This window comes from Verrucomicrobiota bacterium (assembly GCA_016200005.1).
In the GTDB taxonomy this organism is placed as follows: Bacteria; Verrucomicrobiota; Verrucomicrobiia; order Limisphaerales; family PALSA-1396; genus PALSA-1396.
This window is the reverse complement of the sequence record JACQFP010000034.1, coordinates 43355-65124: the sequence shown is the minus strand read 5'-3', so window position 1 is coordinate 65124 and position 21770 is coordinate 43355. Positions and strand designations below refer to the sequence as shown.

15 protein-coding genes and 1 other RNA gene are annotated in these 21770 nt (G+C 58.5%); 8 read left to right on the top strand and 8 right to left on the bottom strand.

Features of this window, described 5'->3' with window-relative positions; all coding sequences use genetic code 11:
• Positions 1-8 precede the first annotated feature (8 nt).
• From HY298_12970 to HY298_12960, 3 genes are all read left to right on the top strand, one after another.
• A complete protein-coding gene (locus HY298_12970) occupies positions 9-2006 on the top strand; it encodes a hypothetical protein (protein ID MBI3851167.1) in 1998 nt (665 codons plus the stop codon).
• 216 nt (positions 2007-2222) lie between these two features.
• Complete coding sequence (locus tag HY298_12965; protein ID MBI3851166.1) at positions 2223-3590, top strand: Gfo/Idh/MocA family oxidoreductase; 1368 nt, start codon at positions 2223-2225, stop codon at positions 3588-3590.
• Positions 3591-3612: 22 nt separating this feature from the next.
• Complete coding sequence (locus tag HY298_12960; protein MBI3851165.1) at positions 3613-4986, top strand: alpha-L-fucosidase; 1374 nt, start codon at positions 3613-3615, stop codon at positions 4984-4986.
• Positions 4987-5163: 177 nt separating this feature from the next.
• Here the strand turns inward: HY298_12960 and HY298_12955 are convergent, their stop codons facing one another.
• Together HY298_12955 and HY298_12950 are read right to left on the bottom strand one after the other, a co-directional pair.
• Positions 5164-8205: a PKD domain-containing protein gene (locus HY298_12955; protein ID MBI3851164.1), complete on the bottom strand. Its 3042-nt coding sequence runs from the start codon at positions 8203-8205 to the stop codon at positions 5164-5166.
• Between the two features lie 315 nt (positions 8206-8520).
• A complete protein-coding gene (locus HY298_12950; protein MBI3851163.1) occupies positions 8521-9390 on the bottom strand; it encodes a rhomboid family intramembrane serine protease in 870 nt (289 codons plus the stop codon).
• Between the two features lie 353 nt (positions 9391-9743).
• Here HY298_12950 and HY298_12945 point away from each other — a divergent pair, with 353 nt between their 5' ends.
• Both HY298_12945 and HY298_12940 read left to right on the top strand, forming a co-directional pair.
• A complete protein-coding gene (locus HY298_12945; GenBank protein ID MBI3851162.1) occupies positions 9744-10478 on the top strand; it encodes a hypothetical protein in 735 nt (244 codons plus the stop codon).
• Between the two features lie 79 nt (positions 10479-10557).
• Positions 10558-10926: a nucleotide excision repair endonuclease gene (locus HY298_12940; GenBank protein MBI3851161.1), complete on the top strand. Its 369-nt coding sequence runs from the start codon at positions 10558-10560 to the stop codon at positions 10924-10926.
• Between the two features lie 89 nt (positions 10927-11015).
• On the opposite strand, the gene HY298_12935 is transcribed toward HY298_12940, so the two are convergent.
• From HY298_12935 to HY298_12910, 6 genes are all read right to left on the bottom strand, one after another.
• Positions 11016-11624: an HAD family phosphatase gene (locus HY298_12935; GenBank protein MBI3851160.1), complete on the bottom strand. Its 609-nt coding sequence runs from the start codon at positions 11622-11624 to the stop codon at positions 11016-11018.
• The gene (gene recR / locus HY298_12930) at positions 11621-12223 is read right to left on the bottom strand and encodes a recombination protein RecR (GenBank protein ID MBI3851159.1); all 603 of its coding nucleotides are present in this window, start codon (positions 12221-12223) and stop codon (positions 11621-11623) included. The genes HY298_12935 and recR overlap by 4 nt, the downstream gene beginning before the upstream one ends.
• 20 nt (positions 12224-12243) lie before the next feature.
• On the bottom strand, positions 12244-12555 hold the full coding sequence (locus HY298_12925; GenBank protein MBI3851158.1) for a YbaB/EbfC family nucleoid-associated protein: 312 nt from the start codon (positions 12553-12555) through the stop codon (positions 12244-12246).
• A 29-nt stretch (positions 12556-12584) separates the two neighbouring features.
• Positions 12585-14363: a DNA polymerase III subunit gamma/tau gene (gene dnaX / locus HY298_12920; GenBank protein MBI3851157.1), complete on the bottom strand. Its 1779-nt coding sequence runs from the start codon at positions 14361-14363 to the stop codon at positions 12585-12587.
• An 83-nt stretch (positions 14364-14446) separates the two neighbouring features.
• An RNA gene (ffs, locus tag HY298_12915) (signal recognition particle sRNA small type) lies at positions 14447-14543 on the bottom strand.
• A gap of 101 nt (positions 14544-14644) precedes the next feature.
• Complete coding sequence (locus tag HY298_12910; protein MBI3851156.1) at positions 14645-15625, bottom strand: hypothetical protein; 981 nt, start codon at positions 15623-15625, stop codon at positions 14645-14647.
• 418 nt (positions 15626-16043) lie between these two features.
• On the opposite strand from HY298_12910, the gene HY298_12905 reads away from it, so the two are divergent.
• The 3 genes from HY298_12905 to HY298_12895 all read left to right on the top strand — a co-directional run bounded on the left by HY298_12905 (position 16044) and on the right by HY298_12895 (position 21602).
• The gene (locus HY298_12905; protein MBI3851155.1) at positions 16044-17291 is read left to right on the top strand and encodes a NarK/NasA family nitrate transporter; all 1248 of its coding nucleotides are present in this window, start codon (positions 16044-16046) and stop codon (positions 17289-17291) included.
• Positions 17291-19393, top strand: coding sequence for a nitrate reductase (locus tag HY298_12900; GenBank protein MBI3851154.1), 2103 nt, complete (start codon positions 17291-17293; stop codon positions 19391-19393). The genes HY298_12905 and HY298_12900 overlap by 1 nt, the downstream gene beginning before the upstream one ends.
• A gap of 205 nt (positions 19394-19598) precedes the next feature.
• Positions 19599-21602, top strand: a complete 2004-nt coding sequence (locus HY298_12895; protein MBI3851153.1) for a NirA family protein — start codon at positions 19599-19601, stop codon at positions 21600-21602.
• The last annotated feature ends 168 nt before the right edge of the window (positions 21603-21770 follow it).

Below are 21770 nucleotides of genomic sequence, written 5' to 3'. Positions count from 1 at the left end.
TGACCTTTATGCGCCGAACATTCGCCCTGGCTATTTCGCTCTTAACCTTGCTCCCGCTGGGCACGGGCGCGGCACCCGATCGCTTCGACGGCCAGCACTATCGCGGCGTGGGTGACGCGGAGTATCTCCGATTGTTGGAAACCGCCCGGCGCATGTTCGAGCCGGACGCCCGGTTGCAGAACCTCGCCATGCTTTACATGCCCGCGTGGAATGGTCTGGTCGAAGGGCCGACGTGGGACGCGTGGTGGATTCAGAACAGTTACGGCACGACCTACGCCATCCTGCCACTGTTGCGCGAACCGTTTCTCACTTTTCTGCAAAACTCCCAGGACCTTTGGTTCGACCAGATGGGTGATGGCAAACGAATCGGCGCCACGCCACCGCATGACTGGGTCGCGCCCGACGGCTGCCTCTGCGATGCCGCGCGGCCCGGCTGGATTGTTTACAAGCAGGGCGATGGCCGGATCAAAATTCACGATTGGGGCATGGAGTTCACCGCCGCCGGGATCGTGCTGCAAAGTGAATTGCTCCTCGTCAGCCGCGACGCGCAAGCCATCGCGCGCTACCTTCCCAAGCTCGAACGCTGCACCGCGTTCATCGAAACGCGCCGCGACCCGACCAACAATCTGTTCCTCGCCGGCCCGGCGGGAAATCTTCTCGCGCCGAGCTACGCGGGTTGGCGTCGGCCCGATGGCACGTACGACAAGGCGTATCTCACTGGTCTTTCCATCACCTACCTCGCCGCGCTGGACCGGCTGGTGGAATTGGAAAAACTCGCGGGACGGTCCGGGGAAGCGCAACGGTTCGCCGGGTTGCGCGCGTCGGCGAAGAGAGGGCTTCCGCAGTTGACCACCGATGAGGGTTATTTCATCCGTTCGCTCGATCCCGACGGCACGCGGCATGGGGTTTACGGTGCGACGCAGCACGGTTACTTCGAGGCGTCACCGAATCACGACGCCATCGCGTTCCGGATCACGGACGATGCGCAGGCGGAAAAGATTTTTCACAAGATTGCGTCCCTGCCCGGACTGCGTCCGCACGATTTCATCCTACCAAATTTTCCGGGTTACGACGACATGTATGAAAAGCCCGAAGGATTGTGGGGCTACGGAACATGGGTCAACGGCGGCCATTGGTCCACCTGCGAAGCCCGGATGATGCTGGCCTATTACCGGCTGGGAAAGTTTGACGACGCCCGCCGCTCGATGCTCCGGTTGCTCACATTCGCGGAACGATTCCGGATGGACAACCCGCTGGTGAAGTTCGGCAGCGATGTCTATCAACCCAACCAACCCGTGAACCTCACCTACGACGCCTTTGGCCCGCCGGCGGCGTTCATGCGCGGACTCTTCGAGTATCTCTACCGCGCCGACGGCCTCACGCTCGTGCCGCACGTTCCGCCCTCGATAACCGAGCTTGAGCAACGCGACCCTGTCCGCTTCGGCAAAAAGAAGATCTTCCTCTCAGCGCTGGGCTACGGAGAAGTCACCGCCGTGGATGTCAACGGGCGGAAATGGAAAACTTTCGATGGCAAGTCGATATTTCTCGCGTACGACAAAACGCCGGACACGGCCCGCGTCGAAATCTTCCTCGGCGGTGCGAAACCGTCGTCCCGCCAACTCAGTAAAAGCCCCCCCGCGTTCGTGCCGAAAACTTCGACGGTTGGGACGCTCGTGAGCGACGTCCGGCTTGAACAACGGGTGGCGCGGGTGCGGGAGTTTCATCGGCAGCTCCTTGCTGCGCATTTGGGCGAAACTTACGAGGCCGCTCACGCGAAGCTGGCTCTGGACTTTGCCGAAGTTACCGCGGCGCGCCGGGAGCTGTTGCTGGCGGGCAAACTCCGCCGTCTGCCCGAACCGTCGCAGACCGCCGCTGACAAGTCTTACACCGAGACGCTGGCGAAACTGTGCGATGGACTGGAGTCGGTGTTGAAGTCGTACGAGCGTTCGCCGGACGCTCCGCGCAGAAAAATGTTTCAGCTTTGGAGCCTGGGAAGAACGCCATGACCGACGAGGAGCACATCATGAATCACGACAACGCTCGACGTGTCGTTTCCCTCTCCCCCGCCGAGGGGGAGAGGGACAGGGTGAGGGGGCCACGTCGTGCCTCGCATCCGCATTTGGCTGGCACAGCGGACCCGCACCCCTCACCTCAATCCTCTCCCCTCAGAGGGGAGAGGAGGAAGCCACAAATCACGAACATCACATGAAGAATCCATATCTATGAAAAGACTGATCACCCGCCGCAGTTTCATTCGTACCAACCTTACTGTCGCGCTCGCGGCCAGCGCATTTCCATCCATCATTCCGGCTTCAGCACTGGGCCGGGAAGGCAAGATAGCTTCGGGCAGCCGAATTGTTGTCGGTTGCATCGGCAACGGTCCGCAGGGCCGGGGCGTGATGAACGGATTCCTGTCGCAAGCCGAAGCCCAGGTCGTGGCCGTTTGTGACGTGAAGAAGGACCAACTGGAACTGGCCCGTACCGCCGTCAACACGCGCTACGCGAACTCCGACTGCAAGACGTACGATGATTTCCGTGAACTGCTCGCGCGCAAGGACATTGACGCGGTGCTGATCGCCACGCCGGATCACTGGCATGTGCATGTCGCTGTCGCCGCCGCGCGCGCCGGGAAGGACATGTATCTGGAAAAGCCGATGGGTTTGTCACTGGCCGAAGACCAGGTTTTGCGCAAGGCGGTGCAGAAGAATAAACGCATGTTCCAATTCGGCACGCAGCAGCGTTCATCACGAGAATTCTGGCGGGCCTGCCAACTGGTTCACAACGGCCACATCGGGAAATTGAAACACATCAATGTCTGGGCGCCCGCCAGTCAGCCGGGCGGTTCGACGACGCCGGTGCCGGTGCCGGACAACATCAACTACGACCGCTGGCTTGGCCCGGCGCGGTTCACGCCCTACACCGCCGACAAGTGCCTCGATGTGGGCAAAACCTGGTGGTTCAACACCGATTACGCGCTGGGCTTCGTCGCCGGCTGGGGCGTGCATCCGCTGGACATCGCCTTGTGGGGACACCCGAAGATGTTTCAAGGACGAATGAGCATCGAGGGCAGGGGGATTTTCCCGAAGGAGGGCGCGTGCAACACATCGGTGGCATGGAAGGTGGATTTCAAATTCGCCGACGGAGTAACGATGGATTTCCGGGGGACGCCCACTGGCTACAAGGAAGTCAATGCGCTGAATGACCTCACGGCGTGGCGGGAAAAATACGGGCTGGTGCAGGATCACGGCACGGCGTTCGAAGGCACAGACGGCTGGGTCGTCGTCAAGCGCGGCAACTTGCGCACCTCGCCGGAATCGCTGGCGGAGGAGCCGATGGATTCATTCAAGATCCAGTTGCCCCGCAGCCCCAATCACGTGCGGAACTTCCTCGAAAGCGTCAAGAGCCGCGCGCGCACGGTTTGCCCCATTGAAGAAGCCGTGCAGGCGGACGCGCTCTGTCAGGTGAGCGACATCGCTACGCGGTTGGAACGCAAGCTCACGTTTAATTGCCGAACCGAGAAGTTCGTCGGTGACGACGAGGCCAATCGCAAGTTGCAATTGCGGCCCATGCGCGCGCCGTGGAAGCTTTGAGCGAGATTCAACGGAGAAACCCATGAAAAGAACTTTGATTCTATTGAACGTCCTGCTGTTGGCAGCCCATGTCAGCCAGGCCGGCCTGCCCCAAAAGGACTTCACGAAAGAAAGTCCCGAGCAACGCGCCAAACGCATGGCGTGGTTCAACGACGCCCGCTTCGGTCTGTTCATTCATTGGGGCGTGTATTCCGTCCCGGCGGGCGAGTGGCTGGGCAAAACCAACTACGGCGAATGGTTCATGGAGGAAACGAAGATGCCGGTCTCGCAATACGAGAAGTTTGCCCAGCAGTTCAACCCGGTGAAGTTCGACGCGAAACAGTGGGTGCGCATGGCCAAAGACGCCGGCATGAAATACGTCGTCATCACGAGCAAACATCACGATGGCTTCGGGCTGTGGCGCTCGGACGTGACGGACTGGTGCATCAAGTCCACCCCGTTTCCGCGCGACCCGCTCCAGGAACTCGCCGCCGCGTGCAAGCAGGACGGCATCACGTTGTGCTTTTATCACTCGATCATGGACTGGCATCATCCGGATTGGGGCACGCGCCGCGCCTGGAACGACAAGGCCGCCGGCGAGCCGAACATGGATCGTTACGTGGATTTCATGAAGGCCCAACTCAAGGAACTCATCACGCGTTACGGGCCGCTTGGCATTCTGTGGTTTGACGGCGAATGGGAAAAGCCTTGGACACACGACCGCGGGGTGGACCTATACAACTACGTTCGCAGCCTGCAACCGAGCATCATCGTCAACAACCGCGTGGGCAAAGGTCGCTCCGGCATGGGTGGCATGGACAAAGGCCAGGGCGTCGGCGATTACGGCACGCCGGAACAGGAAATTCCGCCGACCGGTTTCGGTCCGGGTGTCGCGTGGGAATCCTGCATGACCATGAACCGGCATTGGGGCTACAACAAGAATGATCAAAACTGGAAATCCACGCAGACGCTCGTGCGCAATCTGATTGATTGCGCGAGCAAAGGCGGCAACTACCTGCTCAACGTTGGCCCGACCAGTGAAGGCCTCTTCCCGCCCGCCAGCGTCGAACGGCTCGCTGAAATTGGAAAATGGATGAAGGTTAACCACGCGGCGATCTACGGCACCACTGCCAGCCCGTTCCCGCGTCTGCCGTGGGGACGTTGCACAAAGAAGGTCCAGGGCCGCGCCACCACGCTCTACCTCCACGTCTTCGACTGGCCCACTGACGGCCGGCTCGTTGTGCCAAGCCTGAAAAATTCTGCGGGGAAAGTCTATCTGCTGGCAGACAAGAAACAAACGCCGCTCACGGCTGTGTCTGGCAGGGAGGGTTTAGTCATTTCCGTTCCGGCATCTGCGCCGGATGCGATGTCCTCCTCCATTGTGGTGAAGCTGCGCGGTGAATTGCGGATTGAGTAGTGGCGCAGGAGTTCCAGTTCCAGGAGCGTAGGTCATCGCCTACGAATTCTGCGTGGGGTGATCGTCACGATGTACAGGCAGCAGTAGTCCGAACCGGTGGCAGAGTCGAGTCATACAAAACGTCGATGAATTTCACCTGAAACAAATCCAAACTGTGGCTGGCTTCGGCGTGTTTTCCTACGGCAACAGCCCGTAGGCAGTCAATCGGCTCAAAGAGCCAACGAAGACCTTGCCGTCGATGACGAGCGGAACGGTGTACTTCGCCGCGAAGTCGAGGGTATCCCGCGAGCCAGCTTGGTTGCTGTTGTAGAATTCGACACCCAGGTTGTAGGCGTCGTAGGCATGGAGGACGCCGGGTGTGGTCGCGCCTTTGCGTTGGACGGCCCAGAGAATCGCGTTGTTGGTGCCGTTGGCGGAGGTCGCCAGTGCTCCGCCTGGAAATCCGTAAGTGTCCGCGGACTGGGAGGTGGGCGTGACAGGAAGCAATCCGTTGTTCAACCGATACGCGGCAATTTTTGTGCTGGTCACGCTGTAGTACACGTAGCCGTTGAAATAGACGGGGTTGATGAAGTTCGCATTGGACAACGTCATCGATTGTACGATCTGGCTGTCGTCAACGGAGTTGAAGTGCCCCATGTTATCGCGGTCAACGAGGTACAGCACGTCGTTCTTGCCGGCGCTGGTGACCAGGTGCGGGTGGTTACCGGGTTGATCGGGGAGCAACAGGGCGTTCGCCGATCCAAGGTCGTGATTTCCAGCATCGAGGCTCGCCTGATCAAAGGGTGTAAAATAATCCAGCACGGTGCCATTGGTACTGAGCTTCATGAAGGTATCCCCGTAGTCCGCACCGCCGGTGTTCGCGTCGAATGTTCCGTCGCCGGTGACGAAGTAGATGTTGCCATCGGCGTCGGCGGACAGGCCGCCGCTACCCATCCAGATGCCGGCACCTTCAGCGTCGGGTGTGGCGCAGAACGCCATCGTTTGCTGAAGTGTGGTGGCGTGGTATCCCAAAATCCATCCGTGATACGGTTGATTGTCTCCATGACTTGCGAACGCGATGTAAATGACGGCATGGTTCAGAAGCAAGGCCGGGTGCTGGTTCTCGCGAAGCGACAGGAATGGCAGTTGTCCGGCCTGCGATCCGACACCAGTCCCGGGCACCGTGGCTTGAATCACCACCGGTCCGCCGAACTTTTCCGCGCCGCTGGTGATGTCGAGCGCGTGAAGTCGTTGCACATAATCTGTGTTGCTCCCGTTGACTTCCTTGGTTTTGGCAACGGCGTAAAGTGTGCCACTGACCGGATCAATCACAGGAGTGCCTGTAATTCCGATCTCAGGCGCGATATCGCAGCACTCGCCGGTGTCGTCGGCGGGCACCGTGGTGATGCCCGCGGCGGGATTGATGAAACTGACCTGCCAGAGCGGATTGGTGCCCAGTCCGTCAGCGTCAAACGCATAAACGCTGTCGTGTTCCGTCGCCACGTAAATGACATTGTGGAAGCCCTGCCCGGGGATGCTGACGTTGGCCACGTAGAGGGGGGAGGCGTAAGCAATTCCATCCAGCGGATACGAAAAAAGTTTTCCGAAGGTCGCTGAAGTCACGTTGGTCGGAGTCAGTATTGTTTCATTGAGATTCTGACCCGTTCGGAAGTTGTCGTTGTGCTGGGTAAACACACCGCGATAACCGCTCACGGTTCGGTAGAAACGGACGGACGCGCCAGGCGACGTTACGTCCGTGAAGTTCATGGAGCCGGCCACATTGGTCAGCGTAATCAGCGAAGTCCAATTGCTGAGTGTCTGGGAGCACTCGACGGAAAAAATCTGGCCCGGCAGGCCGACCACTGTGGCTTGGAACAAACCGTTGCTGGTCAGGCACGGCGAAACGAGGCGCGGGGGTGCATCTGGGTCGAGAATCACGAGGTCAGCGGCCACGGGATTTCCTGGACTCGCTCCAGAAAAATTGCTCAATGTCAGATGAACCGTTCGCGAGGTCGGATTCTGACCGCTGGAATTGAGCAGCGTGACGAGGAACGATTGATTCGTTTGACCGGGCAGGAAGTGGAGTGTCCCGCTGTTCGTGACATAGTCCACGCCGGGCGTCGCAGTGCCTCCCGCCGTGGCGAAATCGACGAACACATCCACGTAGTAAAACTTGTCCAACCAGACATTGATGGTCGCGATACCGCTGTTTTCCGCGACTGGATAGTTGGTGTTGCTGAAAGACACGGCTGGCGGAGGTTCGCCGACTGTTCCCACGGTGATGTTCACGACGCTGGAAGTCGTCGAGTTGACACCATCTGAAACCGTCAACCAGGCTGCGTATAATCCAGCCGTGAGGTAGGTGTGAGCGGGATTCGTCGCAGTGGATGAAGGGGTTCCATCGCCAAACGTCCAGTTGTACGAAAGCGGCAGCCCTTCCGGATCCTGCGACCCGCTGCTCGAGAACGCAACGTCCAAAGGCGCGACACCTGCCTTCGGTGTGGCATTCGCTTGCGCCACCGGCGGCTGATTGGCCGGCGGACCAATGGAGGTGTTCATGTCGGTTTGAATCTGGCTGGCGCTCAAGGCCAGATCATAGACACGCACTTCGTCGATCATCCCTTGGAAGTACTGTCCGAAAATGCTGTCTCCGCCAATTTGCAACGGGTTCGACGAGGTAAGAATATTTCCAGTCTGCGCCGCACTCGAGACTTGGACTCCGTTCACATATAATCGAAGCGTTGCTCCATCGTAAGTCGCCGCCAGGTGCGTCCAGGTATTCAAGCTCAGCACCAACGGGCCATACAGATTGGCATTGACCCCGCCAAAGTATCCGCCCACCGCTGGCTCGCCGCCCGTCGATGTGGTGCCCATCAAATAGTAGTTGTCATTCCCCTTGTAGATCACGTCGCGCCATGCGCTGTCCACGGCGGACGGATTCACCCACGCCTCCAATGTCATGCCGGTCGTCAAATGCAAGGAAGGCGAATCGCTGATGGTTATGCGCGCATTGGTCCCATTGAACAATAGCGCGTTGCTGAACTTGCCGGCGGGGGTCCAGGTCGCGTTTGCGATCGTGCCCGTGTTGCCGTTGCCAGAGGCGTCCGCAACGGTCGTCCCCGTGCCCTCGTTGAACGAATACGCCGCCACCAAGCCAGCCGCCTGAACTACAGGCGGTCCGCCGATCAATCCGGCAGCGACTAGTAAAGCGCAAAAAACTGCAAAGGGTCTCGGTGGCATGAACAGGAATGCGGTTTTCGTGTTGGAAATGATCGAGGCGTCAGTGCTTGTCCCGATTTGACCCGCGGATAACCTTACATTTCCTGTTCGCATGGCGAATGTTTAAAAATCCATTCCTTGGCATTTATGCGCGCCGCTGATGGGAAATGGACACCCGGATGGCCCATCAGATTCGGTTCGGCAGCACATCAATTATGCATTCTTGAGGTGAGATAATGGGTGAAGCGAACGGTTGTGGCTTCACTTTTCTTGGCGAAAATCAGACTTTTCTTGCTTGGCTTGGCCTGCCGCTCCAGACCAATTCAGACTTTCACATTAGTTTAGTCTGCCCATCGCCTGTCCCCAAACGAGCATCATCAGTGCGGCGACAAGCGTACCGCTGACAAGATTGATTTTGGGATTGTGCAAGAACTTCGTTGGAGCGTGCGCCAGAATTCCACCCAGCAGGAGGCCAGTTGCGAATCCACCAAAGTGCGCCACAACGTCCGTCCCCGGCGTCAGCCCGAACAAGACAAACAACATGATGCCGGCCAGAACGCTGCTGACCACGTATTTCGTGGCTAGGGGATGTTGTCGCCAAAGCGACATGGATTGAGCAGCAAGTAGTCCGAGGCAACCGAGGATCATTCCCGACGCGCCCAGGCTGCGATGCGGCGCGTGATAAACAATCAGGTCGGCGACGTTGCCACCGGCGCCGGCCAGCACTGCGGCGAGCAGACCCACACCCGTTCCGTAACGCCCCATCGTCAGACCGAGCAACACGAATCCGATGGTGACGTTGGCGACGAGATGCGCAACGTCGGCGTGAAGGGTGATTGCGGTGAACAGTCGCCACCATTGGCCGGCCGAAACTGCTGCGTTATCCATCGCTCCGTTTGAACGGAGATCGACCGCGCGAGTTTCACCAAACCAATAAAACAGGGCGAGCGCCAGACACCAGACCACGCTCGTCCAGTCAAACAATAATCCCGGCCAGCGCGTTTGTTGTCGCCACGGCCAGTGACGATTCTCCGCACGGTACTGGCGTATGGCGCTGACGGCTCGCTCATAGTCTCGAGCATCCACCACCAATCCCCAACCCGTCCCATCCTCTGATTGCTCGATTACGGTTTCAATCCCCTGGCTGACAAGCACCAGACTCCAGTCCATCGCCTGGCGACGGGAGCGCGTTGTGATCCGATTCATCAAGGAGTCCATATCGCGGCGTGGCGAATCACGCCAGCAATGTTCATTCTCTCGCACGGATGTGTTGGTCAGGACACCGGCTCAGTGTATGGATTTTCACGCGGTGCGTCAAAATTTCCGCCAACGCCCGGCGCACCACGCCGCGCGTTTCTGTTCTTGATCAGGATTTGAGGTTGCAAAGATCGGGAAGGACGGTAAATAACGCACATCGCAACCGGGTTGAACCGCGATGCTTTTCATGGAATCTAATCTGCTGTATAATTCAACAGGCAGCGAGTGACGGTCCGGGTGCGCGCTGAAGGGCGCGCGTGGTCGTATTCGTCAAAACTGAAAGCGAGCGAAAGATGATGAATGTGATTCAACCAAATTGCCGGGTCCAGTTTACGGCTGAAGACATCGATTTTATTTTGTCGGTGCTCGGTCGCAAGATTGGCACGACGGAATGTCTCGTTCGGTTGCTGGCGGATGAGGAGTCGCGCGACTTGATCCTGGACGACGAGGCGTTGCTGCACGCGCTGTTGGAGCATCGCGGTTGTTTGCGGGTTTCGAGCCGGTTTTATTTCTACATCCTCGTGCGGCAGGTCTTTCGCCGCTCGGACATCAAAGACCGGGCGGTGGCGGATTACGTGGCCGAGGTGCTCGCTGAGTTTTCCCGCACGGAACGGGTGAATTGCGCGGCGCCCGGCCAGACCCATCCGCTCGATTACTTTTTCGAAATGATGGCCGCCCTCCAGACCGCCGATGATCGCACCAGCTTTTTTATTCGTGTCCACATCGGCAACCGTTCGCTCTTTCTTTCCGGCGTGTTCCCCGAACACATCCGCCTACGCGCGGAGACGCGCGGCTTTCCCGGATTAAGTTATTACGAAGAACTGGGGCGTATGCAGTACCGCCTGGCCAGTGACCATCGGCTGGCTCAGAAATACGAGCTCGCGCCGATCTTCAACACGCTCGCGGAACGCTTTCGGGCAACCCGCCTCGCGCTGAACGACATGGCCGAGCGGCTCCTCTCGATCGGCGACCCGGATTTCCCGATCTCCGGCCTGCTGGGTTCGGGCGGAAGCAACCCCCCGGCGTCTGCGCGGTGAAATTCCGAGGCACTTCTTGCGAAGGTTGATTTTTCGTGATGGACAGCTTTTGACCCAGCGAGTTTCGTTAAATGCGCTCATGGCTGCGCATCAACTCTGGCTCTTTCCACCGCCGCGCCCGCTGGTCGAGCGGTTCGGCGATGATTTCTTTCACCGCCTGCCAACCAGTCCCGGCGTGTATTTTTTCTGCGGCGCCGAAGCGGGTGTGCTCTATGTCGGCAAGGCAAAAAATCTCCGCAAGCGACTGGCGAGTTATCGCGTTGCCAATCCGGAACGCCTTTCACGCCGCATTATGCGCCTGCTTCATCAAGTTGCCCGGATCGAGTTTGACGTTTGCGCCAGCGAGGAGGTGGCCCGGCATCGGGAGGAACAATTGATTTGCGTCCTGGCACCAAAGTTCAATCGCGTTGGGAAGATTTGGCCTCCGTTTTCCAGCCGCGCCAGTTAATCCGGACAAGCTGAAGCTTGAACTCCAACGCCGCCCGCCGTGGGTTGGAGTTCAACCTTTAGGTTGCGCCGTTCTGATGCGCCGCGAAGTTACAGCAGTCCGAGTTTTTGAACTGCGCCTCGGGTTTTCTCCGGCAACTCCTGCAAAATCACTTGCCAGCCGCGCGCCGCGCCGGCATCCACGTTTTCCTGGCGGTCGTCGAAGTACAAGATTTCTGGGCCGCGCTTGCCGGCCAAGCGCTCAAGCGCCTCGTAGATTTTCGCGTCGGGTTTCATCGCGCCGACTTCGTAGGAAAGGATGTGCCCATCGAAATTGCTGAAGAATGGAAAATTCCGGCGGATGTGTTCGACCGCAAGATCGTTGGTGTTCGAGAAAATGTAAGTCGGAATTCCGCGCCGCCGCAGCGTGGCGTGTATTTCAATCATCGGAGGAATCTCCCAAAAGATGTCGGCGAAAAATGATCCGAACTCCTCGAAGTTCCCGGCGAACCCTGTCGCTTGACGGACTTCTTCAAAGAATTCGTGTCGGCTTACCAGGCCGGTCTCGTAACGGAAGAGTAGGGGAGAGTGGTCGAGAAAACCCTGGACTTCCTCGCCGGTCCTGGTGCCGCGTGCTGCGATTTTGCGGGCGGCAATCCCGTAGTCAAAATCCACCAGTACTTTGCCCAGATCGAAAACGACAACCTCAGGAACTTTCATTCCATTTCCCTTCGTCCTTCAAGTGCGCGGCTCAGCGTCAATTCATCGGCAAATTCCAGACCACTGCCCGCCGGCAGACCATGCGCGATGCGGGTGATCTTGAGCCCTTTTCTCGCGAGCCGTTTGGCCAGATAAAAACTGGTCGCGTCGCCTTCCACGTCTGTGCCCAACGCGATCACGATTTCCTTGATCGGTTCCTTGGCAAGGCGCGATTCCAGTTCCGCGATGCACAAATCCTCCGGCTCGACGCCGTTCAACGGTGAAATCTTGCCGCCGAGCACATGAAATCTGCCGCGATATGTCCCCGACTTTTCAATGCTGATGACATCAACGGCGCGTTCGACGACACAAACAAGTCCCACGTCGCGGCGCGGATCATCGCAAATGGAGCAAGGAACTTTTTCCGCCAACGCGCCGCAAACGGGACAGACCTGAATGCGCCCACGAGCGTCGAGGAGGGTTTGAGCGAGTTGTTTGACGAAATCAGTTTCGCTCTGCACCAGGTGAAGCGCGATTCGTTCGGCTGAACGCGGGCCGATGCCGGGCAACTTGCTCAGCGCGGCAATCAACGTAGTGATCGGTTCAGGAAGTGAAGCCACAGGAACAGGAAAGAGGCGAACTAGGTCAACCCAGGAAGATTAAGTCCGGAAGTCACCTTGCCCATTTCCGTGTTGGAGATCTCCTTGGCTTGGGACAGCGCCTGATTGGCGGCGGTCAGGATCATGTCTTCGAGCAATTGAGCGTCGGCGGCGTTGAGTGCCTGCGGGTCAATTTTTATGGAAGCAATGGAACCATCGCATTTCGCAACCACCTTCACCGCGCCGCCGCCGCTGGTGGCTTCGACGGTGCGGGCGGCTAGTTGTGCCTGGATTTGTTCCATCTGTTGCTGCATCCGCGCAGCTTGTTTCATGAGTTTGCCAATGCTGGACATTTCTTTGGTTGTGAGTTGAGGGTTGAGAGTTAGGCACGGACATCGACGATCTGGCCCTTGAAAATCTCCAGCGCCTTTTGGATCAGCGGATCGTTTTTGAATTCGTCCTTGTTGAAGGGGGTTGGTTTCTCAACGGTCGCGCGCGCTGCCGGCGTGGTTGCTTGCTTGGCCATGCTTTGCGTTGCCGCGACCGTTGCCGCCGTTGGTTGCGTAACCGGAGCCACACCGGCACCCGCCGGTCTTTCGGCTTTGATGAATTTGATCTGGACGTTCGCGTGTCCGAGTTCATCCAGCTTGGTTTGGAGCAGGGTGTGATTCTTGGCGTTGTCCACCAGTCCGATGTGGTCCTCAAACTCCGGATCAAAGCCAATGGTGAAAACGTTTTTGGCGAACGACACCGGATGCGCTTCAAGCAGATAACTGCGCGTGAACGGACTGACGCGGCCCACCGCCTCGATCACCTGCGACCAAAGACCGGACAAGCCAGCGGAGCTTCCGGGCGTTTCTTCCAACGCAACTGACATTGTCGTCGATGCGGGCGCTTCGTAACCGCCGACGTGAGTCGGCGGATTATTGACCACGGAACGCTCAACCTTTGGCGCAACTGCGGCGACAGTCCGCGAACTCACGTTCGCGGCCACCGGCGCGGGCGATACGCTGGCGCTGTTTTTGCCGCGCAAGTCCTGCAACTGCTTGAGCACGGAATCAAGACTGACCGCGCTCCGCGCTTCCATGGCTTTGAGCAACGCGACTTCGATCAAGATCTTTTTCGAGGCCGCGTCGCGCAAACGGCTCTCGCAGTCCGTCAGCACCTCCATGATGCGGGTCAATGCGTCGGTGCTGATCCCGGCGGATTGTTCGGCAAGGGAAGCGGCTTCGACTTCGGAAACTTCGAGCAATTTCAAATCGCCACGCGAGACCTGGTAGATCAGCAGATTGCGGAAGTGATTTAGCAAGTCCGACAACAACCGCGCGAGGTCTTTGCCATGCTTGGCGAGGTCGTTCAATTCAGTCAAGGCCGTCTCCGCATTGCCAGCCAGAATGGCATGGGCGAGTTTCAAAATCTGGCCTTGCGCCGTCAGGCCGAACATCGAGAGCACGTCCGACTCCTCAATCTTCTCACCGCAAAAACTGATGAGTTGATCGAGTGTCGATTCGGCGTCGCGCATTCCGCCGTCAGCTCCGCGGGCAATGGCATAAAGCGCGTCGTCACCGATTTTCACATTCTCCAGTTTGGCGATATGCGCAAGATGTTTGACGATGAGCGCCGCGGGGATGCGTCGCAAATCGAACCGCTGGCAACGAGAGAGAATCGTAGCCAAAACCTTTTCCGGCTCGGTCGTGGCGAACATGAACTTCACGTGCTCCGGCGGTTCTTCGAGCGTTTTGAGCAGGGCGTTGAACGCCGCCGTCGAGAGCATGTGAACTTCGTCAATCACGTAAATCTTGAACCGGCCGGAGGCCGGCATGTATTTGACCGTCTCTCGCAACTCGCGCACTTGTTCCACGCCGTTGTTGCTCGCGCCGTCGATTTCCAAAACATCGATGGAGCGGCCTTCGGTAATTTCGATGCAGCGCGGATCGTTGTCGTCGAAGTCCACCTTGGGACCGCCGGTGCAATTGAGGCATTTGGCGAAGATGCGGGCGATGGTGGTTTTGCCGGTGCCGCGCGGGCCGACGAAGAGGTAGGCGTGCGCGATCCGCTTCTGTGCGATGGCGTTGGTGAGCGTCTGTGTGACGTGCTCCTGGCCGACGACGTCGGCGAAACGCTGCGGGCGGTACTTGCGCGCTATAACCTGGTAAGCCATTTGCGATTTACGATTTACGATTTACGCGCCGGTTGCAATTTGATTCGTTAATCGTCCATCCAAAATCGCAAATCGTAAATCGAGAGTGCCAGGGTGACCACGGCGGATGCGGAGCAAACTACCGTTGCTGCATTCCTGCCCTGGCGGGGTTCGTAAGTCCACATTCCATGGGCCCTGGCAACTTCATTAAGCAGCAGCCAAAACCCGGCTTCAAGAAATATTAATTCCGTCGCACAATGGCGAGCTGCTCCAAACTGCCCGCTCGAAAACCGCCGACTGCCTCACCGTCGCTTGCGCAGAGGCCCGAAACCACCTTCGTTCTCTCGCTCGCCACGATTCCAGCCAAACGGGCCGAAATCGAAGCCGAAAACCACGAAAGCTTCCACAACGGGTGAATCGGACGTCAGCCCGAACAATGGCACCAAGCCCAAGTGGGTTGTTCGCGTTGGTTTCCAGAGAATCGAAGGGCCGAGCATGACGTTGGTGGTACGTTCGGTATCGACCCCTGGTACGCCGGGCGTGCCTTCCGTTTCAGTTTCGAACTCGGCGAGTATTTCCATGCCGACGGTCAATTTAGAATCAATCATCACATGACTGAGAGCGACGTTAAGCTCGTAGGCGGTTTCGTGCGCTCCGCCGATTTGTCGGCCGTAGGTCAGGTTTGCGCCAAAGTGCACTTTCTTGCAAACTTCCTCGGCTAACAACAGCCGGATGACGAACGCGTCCGGCTCTTCGTTGATGAAGCGCCAGGCGCCGGCGACCGCCGGGTTGAGGGGGATCTTTCCCCAGTCCGCCAAGGCATGCGGAAGTTCCAGCAGCGTCTCATCATAATGAAGTCGTCCACGCTCGATGGCGTAGTTCACTTCCACGTCAAACTGCGTGCGCCAGGGCAGACCGAACTCAAACTCGGTCTCAAACAGATTTTCCGGTTTCGCGTTTCGCGAGTGCGATGAAATGTAAAACTGATTGAACTCAATCTCGCCGGGTGGGATGACGTAAATGTCCGTTTCGGCAAAAGCGCGACGCGCCGTCCACTGCGGTTGCTTGGCCGGGCCGATGAGGTCGGACTCGGAAGCGACATTGTTGACGCTGCCGGCGGAATCGGTTGCGCGCCCAAACACAAAAGCACGGTCAAGCCGTAGGGGAGGCTTGTTCGTGCCCTCGTCAGCCCGAATCAAAGAAGTCGATTCGTTGCCGATTGCGCTCAGGAACAAAGCAAGCGTCCAGGTGGCGAATCGGCGGCGACCAGAGATTATTCTCAAAAAGGTTTTCATTGATCAAACGTCACAGTCGGGGAGCAGTTAGAGCCCTTCATGATTTTCTGTGGCCGTTAATAAACGCAGCCAACCGCCGGCTTCAAGAATTATTACAAAGCAAGACTGCTTGGCCGCGACGGTGCGGTACGTGTGCACCGTGCTTGTTTCCACCTGTCAGCGTTTGTCCACGATGGCGAGAATTGTGCAGTGGTTCGCGTGAAATCACCGGCAACTGCTCACCGCCCAGCCGCGTTCACAGCGTGGAAATGTTGTCGCCGAGGGCAGGCTGATCGCGTGGCGACGGCATCAAATCAAGCAACGCCGCGATGGTTGAATGGCATTCAACGCATCGGTGAAAACGTTTCAATGAGTTTCGTTGCCGGGTTTCGGTCGCTGGCGTTTTGAGTGCTTTTGGCAACGTGACATGAGAGCCAATATGCCGTTCCTAAAGGCGGGTCATTTGCCAACGCTAATCAGCGCGTTCCTCTACTTCGACGTCAGCTTCATGATCTGGGTGCTGTTGGGAGCGTTGGGAAATTATGTGGCGGCGGATTTCGGGTTAAGTCCCGCACAAAAAGGATTCATGGCGGCGGTGCCACTGCTGGGCGGGTCACTCTTGCGATTGGTCTCCGGCCAGCTCGCCGATCGGCTCGGCGGCAAGTGCACTGGTTGCATTGGTCTCGTTGCCACCCTGATCCCCTTGCTGGCGGGATGGCTCTGGGCGGATTCGATTTCGAAAGTTTATCTCGTCGGGATGTTGTTGGGCGTGGCAGGGGCGAGTTTTGCCGTGGCGTTGCCGATGGCCAGTCGCTGGTATCCTGCCAAATATCAGGGGCTGGCGATGGGCATCGCCGGCGCGGGAAATTCCGGCACGCTGCTCGCCACGTTGTTTGCGCCGCGTCTGGCCGAAGCCTACGGTTGGCACGCGGTGTTCGGACTGGCGATGCTGCCTTTGGCAATCGTCACGGTGATTTTCATGATCTTCGCCAAGGACGTTCCACAGCCGGCCCGCCGCCAAAGCTCAGCGGAGTTTCTGGCCGTGCTCAAGCAGCGGGACACTTACCTGTTCAGTTTTTTCTACGGGGTGACGTTCGGCGGCTTCGTCGGCCTGGCCAGTTTTCTTTCGATTTATCTTCGCGACCAATTTGGCGTCACCAAAATACACGCTGGCGATCTGACTTCCCTCTGCGTTTTGTCGGGCAGTTTTCTGCGTCCGGTGGGTGGATTGCTGGCCGACAAACTCGGCGGCATCCGGATGTTGACGATTCTTTACGCTGTGGTGGGACTGCTCGTCCTGGCGGTGGCGCAAACGACCTCGCTGATGGTCGCGGTCGCGCTGTTCATCCTAGTGATGGCTTGTTTGGGGGCGGGGAACGGTTCGGTGTTTCAACTCGTGCCGCAACGCTACGGCAAGCAGGTGGGCGCCGCGACGGGAATCCTAGGTGCAGCCGGCGGGTTGGGCGGTTTCCTCCTGCCGACGTTGCTCGGCTCGTTCAAGCAGGCGGCCGGTTCGTATGCTTTCGGGCTGATGGCGTTTGCCGGTCTGGTCGTGTTTGCGCTGGTCTGCCTTCTGATCGCCCAACGCGATTGGATAGGCAACTGGATCGCCGAACATGGCCGTGTCCGTCCCGTCACGACGGTTGTCCCAGGTCAGGAACTGGAGACTGTTTGATGGATAAAACCGTCAAAACCATCTGCCCTTACTGCGGCGTCGGCTGCGGACTGGCGGTGAAAGTCCGCGACGGCCGCATCGTCGAGGTCAAAGGTGACAAGGATCACCCTTCCAGTCGTGGCGGCATCTGCAATAAAGGCGCGCAGGTGGATCAGATTATCAATACACCCAATCGACTCACTTCGGCGCTGCGGCGCGACGGCCGCTCTCAAGCTTTTGCGCCGGTCGGCCTCGACACCGCGCTGGAAGGTGTCGCCGCAAAATTCAAGCAAATCATTCGCCAGCACGGTCCGGATGCCGTCGCGTTTTATGTTTCCGGACAGCTCACAACTGAATCGCAATACGTCTTCAACAAACTGGCCAAGGGCGCGATTGGCACCAACAACATCGACGCGAACTCACGCCTGTGCATGGCCAGCGCCGTCAGCGCCTACAATCTGGCCTTTGGGGCGGACGCGCCGCCGACCTGCTACGACGACATCGAACATGCAGAATGTTTTTTTATCCTGGGCGCGAACATGGCGGAATGCCATCCGGTGTTGTGGCAGCGAATCAAAAAGCGCGCCACCCGCAAGCGCACGCGCATCATTGTTGTCGATCCGCGCCGCACGCCGACGGCGGACGCGGCTCATCTGCATCTGGCCATTCGTCCGGGCACGGACATGGCATTGCTCAACGCGATCCTGCACCTCCTTATTTCACAACGATGGACGAACGAACGCTTCATCCGCAATCACACCGAAGGCTGGGATACTCTCTGTGAAGTTGCGGAAGCCTGGTCGCCAGCGCGGGCGGCGAAAGTGTGCGGTATTCTGGAGTTGGACATACATCGGGCGGCGTTTTGGTTCGGTCAATCAGCCGAGGCGCTGAGCTTTTGGGCGATGGGGGCCAATCAAAGCACCAACGGCGTCGCCAATAATCTCGGCATCATCAATCTTCATCTCGCCACCGGCAAAGTGGGCCGCCCTGGAAGCGGACCGTTCTCTTTGACCGGTCAGCCGAATGCAATGGGAGGGCGCGAAGTCGGCTATATGTCCGGGTTGCTGCCGGGGCATCGCGAGGTCACGAACCCGGCGCATCGCGAGCAGATCGCCAAAATCTGGGGGGTTCGCGCGGAAAAAATTCAACCCACGCCCGGCCTCGATGCAGTGCGGATGTTCGAGGCGGCGGAGTCGGGCAAGATCAAGGCGCTTTGGATCGTCGGTTGTAATCCGCTCGCCACGATGCCGGATGCGAATCAAATCCGGCGCGCACTCCGAAACCTTGAACTGCTGGTCGTGCAGGATTGTTATCATCCAACGGAAACTTCCCTGTATGCCGATGTCGTGCTGCCGGCTGCGATGAATCTGGAAATGGAAGGCACGATGACCAACTCCGAGCGCCGGGTCAGTTTGATGCAGCCCTGCCTGCCGCCGCCGGGCGACGCGCGTCCCGATTGGGAAATCGCCTGCCGCGTCGCCGCCCTCCTGGGTTTCGAAGAACAGTTTTCCTACAACCGCGCCGCCGACATTTTCGAGGAGCATAAATCCTGTTGCTCGGATGTTTATCAATTACAGATGAACGGCATCAGCTACCGGCGGCTCAAGCGCCATGCCGTCCAGTGGCCGTGTCCCGATTATTCCAGTCACGGGATCAGCCGCCGCTATCGTCGGAAAGTTTTTGCCACGCCAAATGGTCGCGCCCGGTTTCATCCCGTCGGCTATCTGCCACCCAAGGATGAACTCACGGCGGAATACCCGATGGCTTTGATCACCGGTCGTCTGGCGAATCATTGGCATACGCGGACCAAGACCGGCCATGTCGCCAAGCTGAACAAGACCAACCCCAGTCCGTTTGCCGCTGCACACTCAACCGATGCGCAACGCCTCGGTATTGTCGATGGCGACGCGGTGCAACTGGTTTCATCGCGCGGCGCGGCATGCACGACGTTGCGAGTGGATGACTCGGTCACGCCGGGCACGCTTTTCATGCCGTTTCATTGGGGACAGTCCTTTCGTGAAGACGGCTGCGTCAACGCGGTCACGACGAGTGCAGCCGACCCGATTTCGCGGCAACCGGAACTGAAGTTCAGCGCGGTGCGGTTGGAAAGGGCCCGGTCATGAACACGTCCGCATTTCCCCTCACCCCGACCCTCTCCCCTTCAGAAGGGGAGAGGGAGAATCCTTCGCGGCATCGTCGAGATGCGAGAGACGGAGTTTACCAGATGGTTGCTCAGATAACCGGAGGTGATTGGTTGGTTTCCCCTCTCCCCCTCGGAGGGGGAGAGGGCCAGGGTGAGGGGGAAATCGGGGGAGACGGATCAGAGTTATGAAAACGGCAGAATCAAATGTGATTGAATTGTCGGGACCCGCTTCGGGTGAGTTTACACCGGAACAGAAGGAGTATCTTGCCGGCTTCATGGCGGGTGTTGCGCAACGAGGTTTGATCCCGTTTGTTGGAACAACGAACCAGGGACTCATCACCGCTGATCCAGCGCAAGCAGGACAAAATCTGGCCGCACCTCTGGAGGAGGCCCGCTTCGGCACACCCTTGTCCGACTTGACCAAGCAGGAGCGATGGAAACTCGAAGAGAACCCGCTGGACGGTTGGGAACGTTTGCTGGCGCACGCAGAACAGGACAAAGCGCCGAACGAGGAGGATACCTTCCGTTTCCGTTACTTCGGGCTCTTTTGGGTCGGGCCGGTGCAAAACTCTTTCATGCTCCGTTGTCGTATTCCAGCAGGTGAGTTGACTTCGGCGCAACTTGGCGGCTTGGCCGATATCGCAGACGAATGGGGCAACGGCCACGCCGACATCACCACGCGTTCGAACATTCAAATTCGTGAGATTGCGCCGCGCAACATCATCAAAGTCCTGACCAAACTGCAGGAGCTGGGTTTGACCGCACGCGGTTCGGGCGTGGACAACGTGCGCAACATCACTGCTTCGCCGACGGCCGGCATTGATCCGGCGGAGTTGATTGACGCGCGACCGCTGGCCAAGGCGCTGCATCATTACATTCTCAATCACCGCGATCTTTACGGTCTGCCGCGAAAGTTCAACGTGGCCTTTGACGGCGGAGGTTCGGTCAGCGTCGTCGCGGACACGAATGACATCGGTTTCGTTGCGGTGCGCGTGGATGGATCGAGCGCGAAACAAACTTCATCCACTTCCGCTCCCCTCACTCCGACCCTCTCCCCTTCGGAAGGGGAGAGGGAGAACCTTCGCCAGCCCGCCGGAGAATCGGTCGCGGCTGGGAATATCGGGAAGCGTTCATTGCCCTTCCCTCTCCCCCGCCGAGGGGGAGAGGGTCAGGGTGAGGGGGCTGATTCGAACAAGAACGAGTCACTCGTTCCGCCTCAATCCGGCGTTTATTTCCGCGTAGAACTAGCCGGCATCACCGGTCACAAGCAGTTCACGAAGGACGCCGGCATTCTCATCAAACCCTCCGAGTGCGTTGCGGTTGCCGCAGCGATGATCCGCGTTTTCAACGAGCACGGTGACCGCACCGACCGCAAGAAGGCGCGTTTGAAATACCTCATCGACAAGTGGGGCATCCCGACATTTCTCGAAGCGACGCAAAAGAAACTCGCGTTCCCACTCATCCATTTCTCGCGCGCGGAATGCGTGCCCGCGCATCCGCCGATCCGGCACGGCCACATCGGTGTTTACAAACAGGCGCAGACCGGGCGCAACTACATCGGCGTGGTGATTCCTGTGGGGCGGCTGAACACGCGTCAGATGCGGCGGCTGGCCGACCTGGCGCAGAATTACGGTTCGGGGAACTTGAGGCTGACCCCGTGGCAAAACCTGCTGATCCCGGATGTGCCCGACGGTTTTGTAGAAACCGTCAAACGCAACCTCGTGCGCATGGGTCTTCACCATTCCGCCAGCGCCATCGCAGGCGGACTGGTTGCCTGCACGGGGAACGCGGGTTGCAAATGGGCTGCCACAAACACCAAAGCCCAGGCGGTCGCGCTGGCGCGCCATCTGGAAAAGCGCCTGCAACTCGATCAACCCATCAACATTCACCTCACCGGTTGTCCGAACTCCTGCGCCCAGCATTACGTGGGTGACATCGGGTTGCTCGGTGTGAAGACGATGTTGAGCGGCGAATCGGTGGAGGCGTACAACGTCACGCTCGGCGGCGGCTTCGGTCACGAGCAGGCCATCGGCAAGGAAGTGTTCAAGGGCATTCCCTTTTCAGAGTTGCTCAAACTGCTGGAGCGCGTGCTGACGACTTACCTCGCCCGGCGCAACTCTGGTGAAAGCTTTGCCGAATTCACCCGCCGCCATGAAGTGAAACAATTGCAGGAAATGTTTTCCGAATGAGGATGAAAACATCCAAGCACCAAAATCCAAGCACCAGAGAAACTACAACCTCCAAGCACCAAGTTGTGACGCGCACGGTTTGGTGCTTGATCCTTGGTGCTTTTCTGGAGCTTGGAGCTTGGAGCTTGGAGCCTTTTTCGCGCACCGCGCCCCAATGACAGATCCGAC

Excerpts from the sequence above, each read along its gene's own strand:
- HY298_12965 (MBI3851166.1), top strand. The coding sequence starts at position 2,223 with ATGAAAAGACTGATCACCCGCCGCAGTTTCATTCGTACCAACCTTACT.
- HY298_12895 (MBI3851153.1), top strand. The coding sequence starts at position 19,599 with ATGAAAACGGCAGAATCAAATGTGATTGAATTGTCGGGACCCGCTTCG.
- HY298_12955 (MBI3851164.1), bottom strand. The coding sequence starts at position 8,205 with ATGCCACCGAGACCCTTTGCAGTTTTTTGCGCTTTACTAGTCGCTGCC.
- HY298_12900 (MBI3851154.1), top strand. The coding sequence starts at position 17,291 with ATGGATAAAACCGTCAAAACCATCTGCCCTTACTGCGGCGTCGGCTGC.
- HY298_12925 (MBI3851158.1), bottom strand. The coding sequence starts at position 12,555 with ATGTCCAGCATTGGCAAACTCATGAAACAAGCTGCGCGGATGCAGCAA.
- HY298_12940 (MBI3851161.1), top strand. The coding sequence starts at position 10,558 with ATGGCTGCGCATCAACTCTGGCTCTTTCCACCGCCGCGCCCGCTGGTC.
- HY298_12970 (MBI3851167.1), top strand. The coding sequence starts at position 9 with ATGCGCCGAACATTCGCCCTGGCTATTTCGCTCTTAACCTTGCTCCCG.
- HY298_12960 (MBI3851165.1), top strand. The coding sequence starts at position 3,613 with ATGAAAAGAACTTTGATTCTATTGAACGTCCTGCTGTTGGCAGCCCAT.
- dnaX (MBI3851157.1), bottom strand. The coding sequence starts at position 14,363 with ATGGCTTACCAGGTTATAGCGCGCAAGTACCGCCCGCAGCGTTTCGCC.
- HY298_12935 (MBI3851160.1), bottom strand. The coding sequence starts at position 11,624 with ATGAAAGTTCCTGAGGTTGTCGTTTTCGATCTGGGCAAAGTACTGGTG.
- HY298_12950 (MBI3851163.1), bottom strand. The coding sequence starts at position 9,390 with ATGAATCGGATCACAACGCGCTCCCGTCGCCAGGCGATGGACTGGAGT.
- HY298_12905 (MBI3851155.1), top strand. The coding sequence starts at position 16,044 with ATGAGAGCCAATATGCCGTTCCTAAAGGCGGGTCATTTGCCAACGCTA.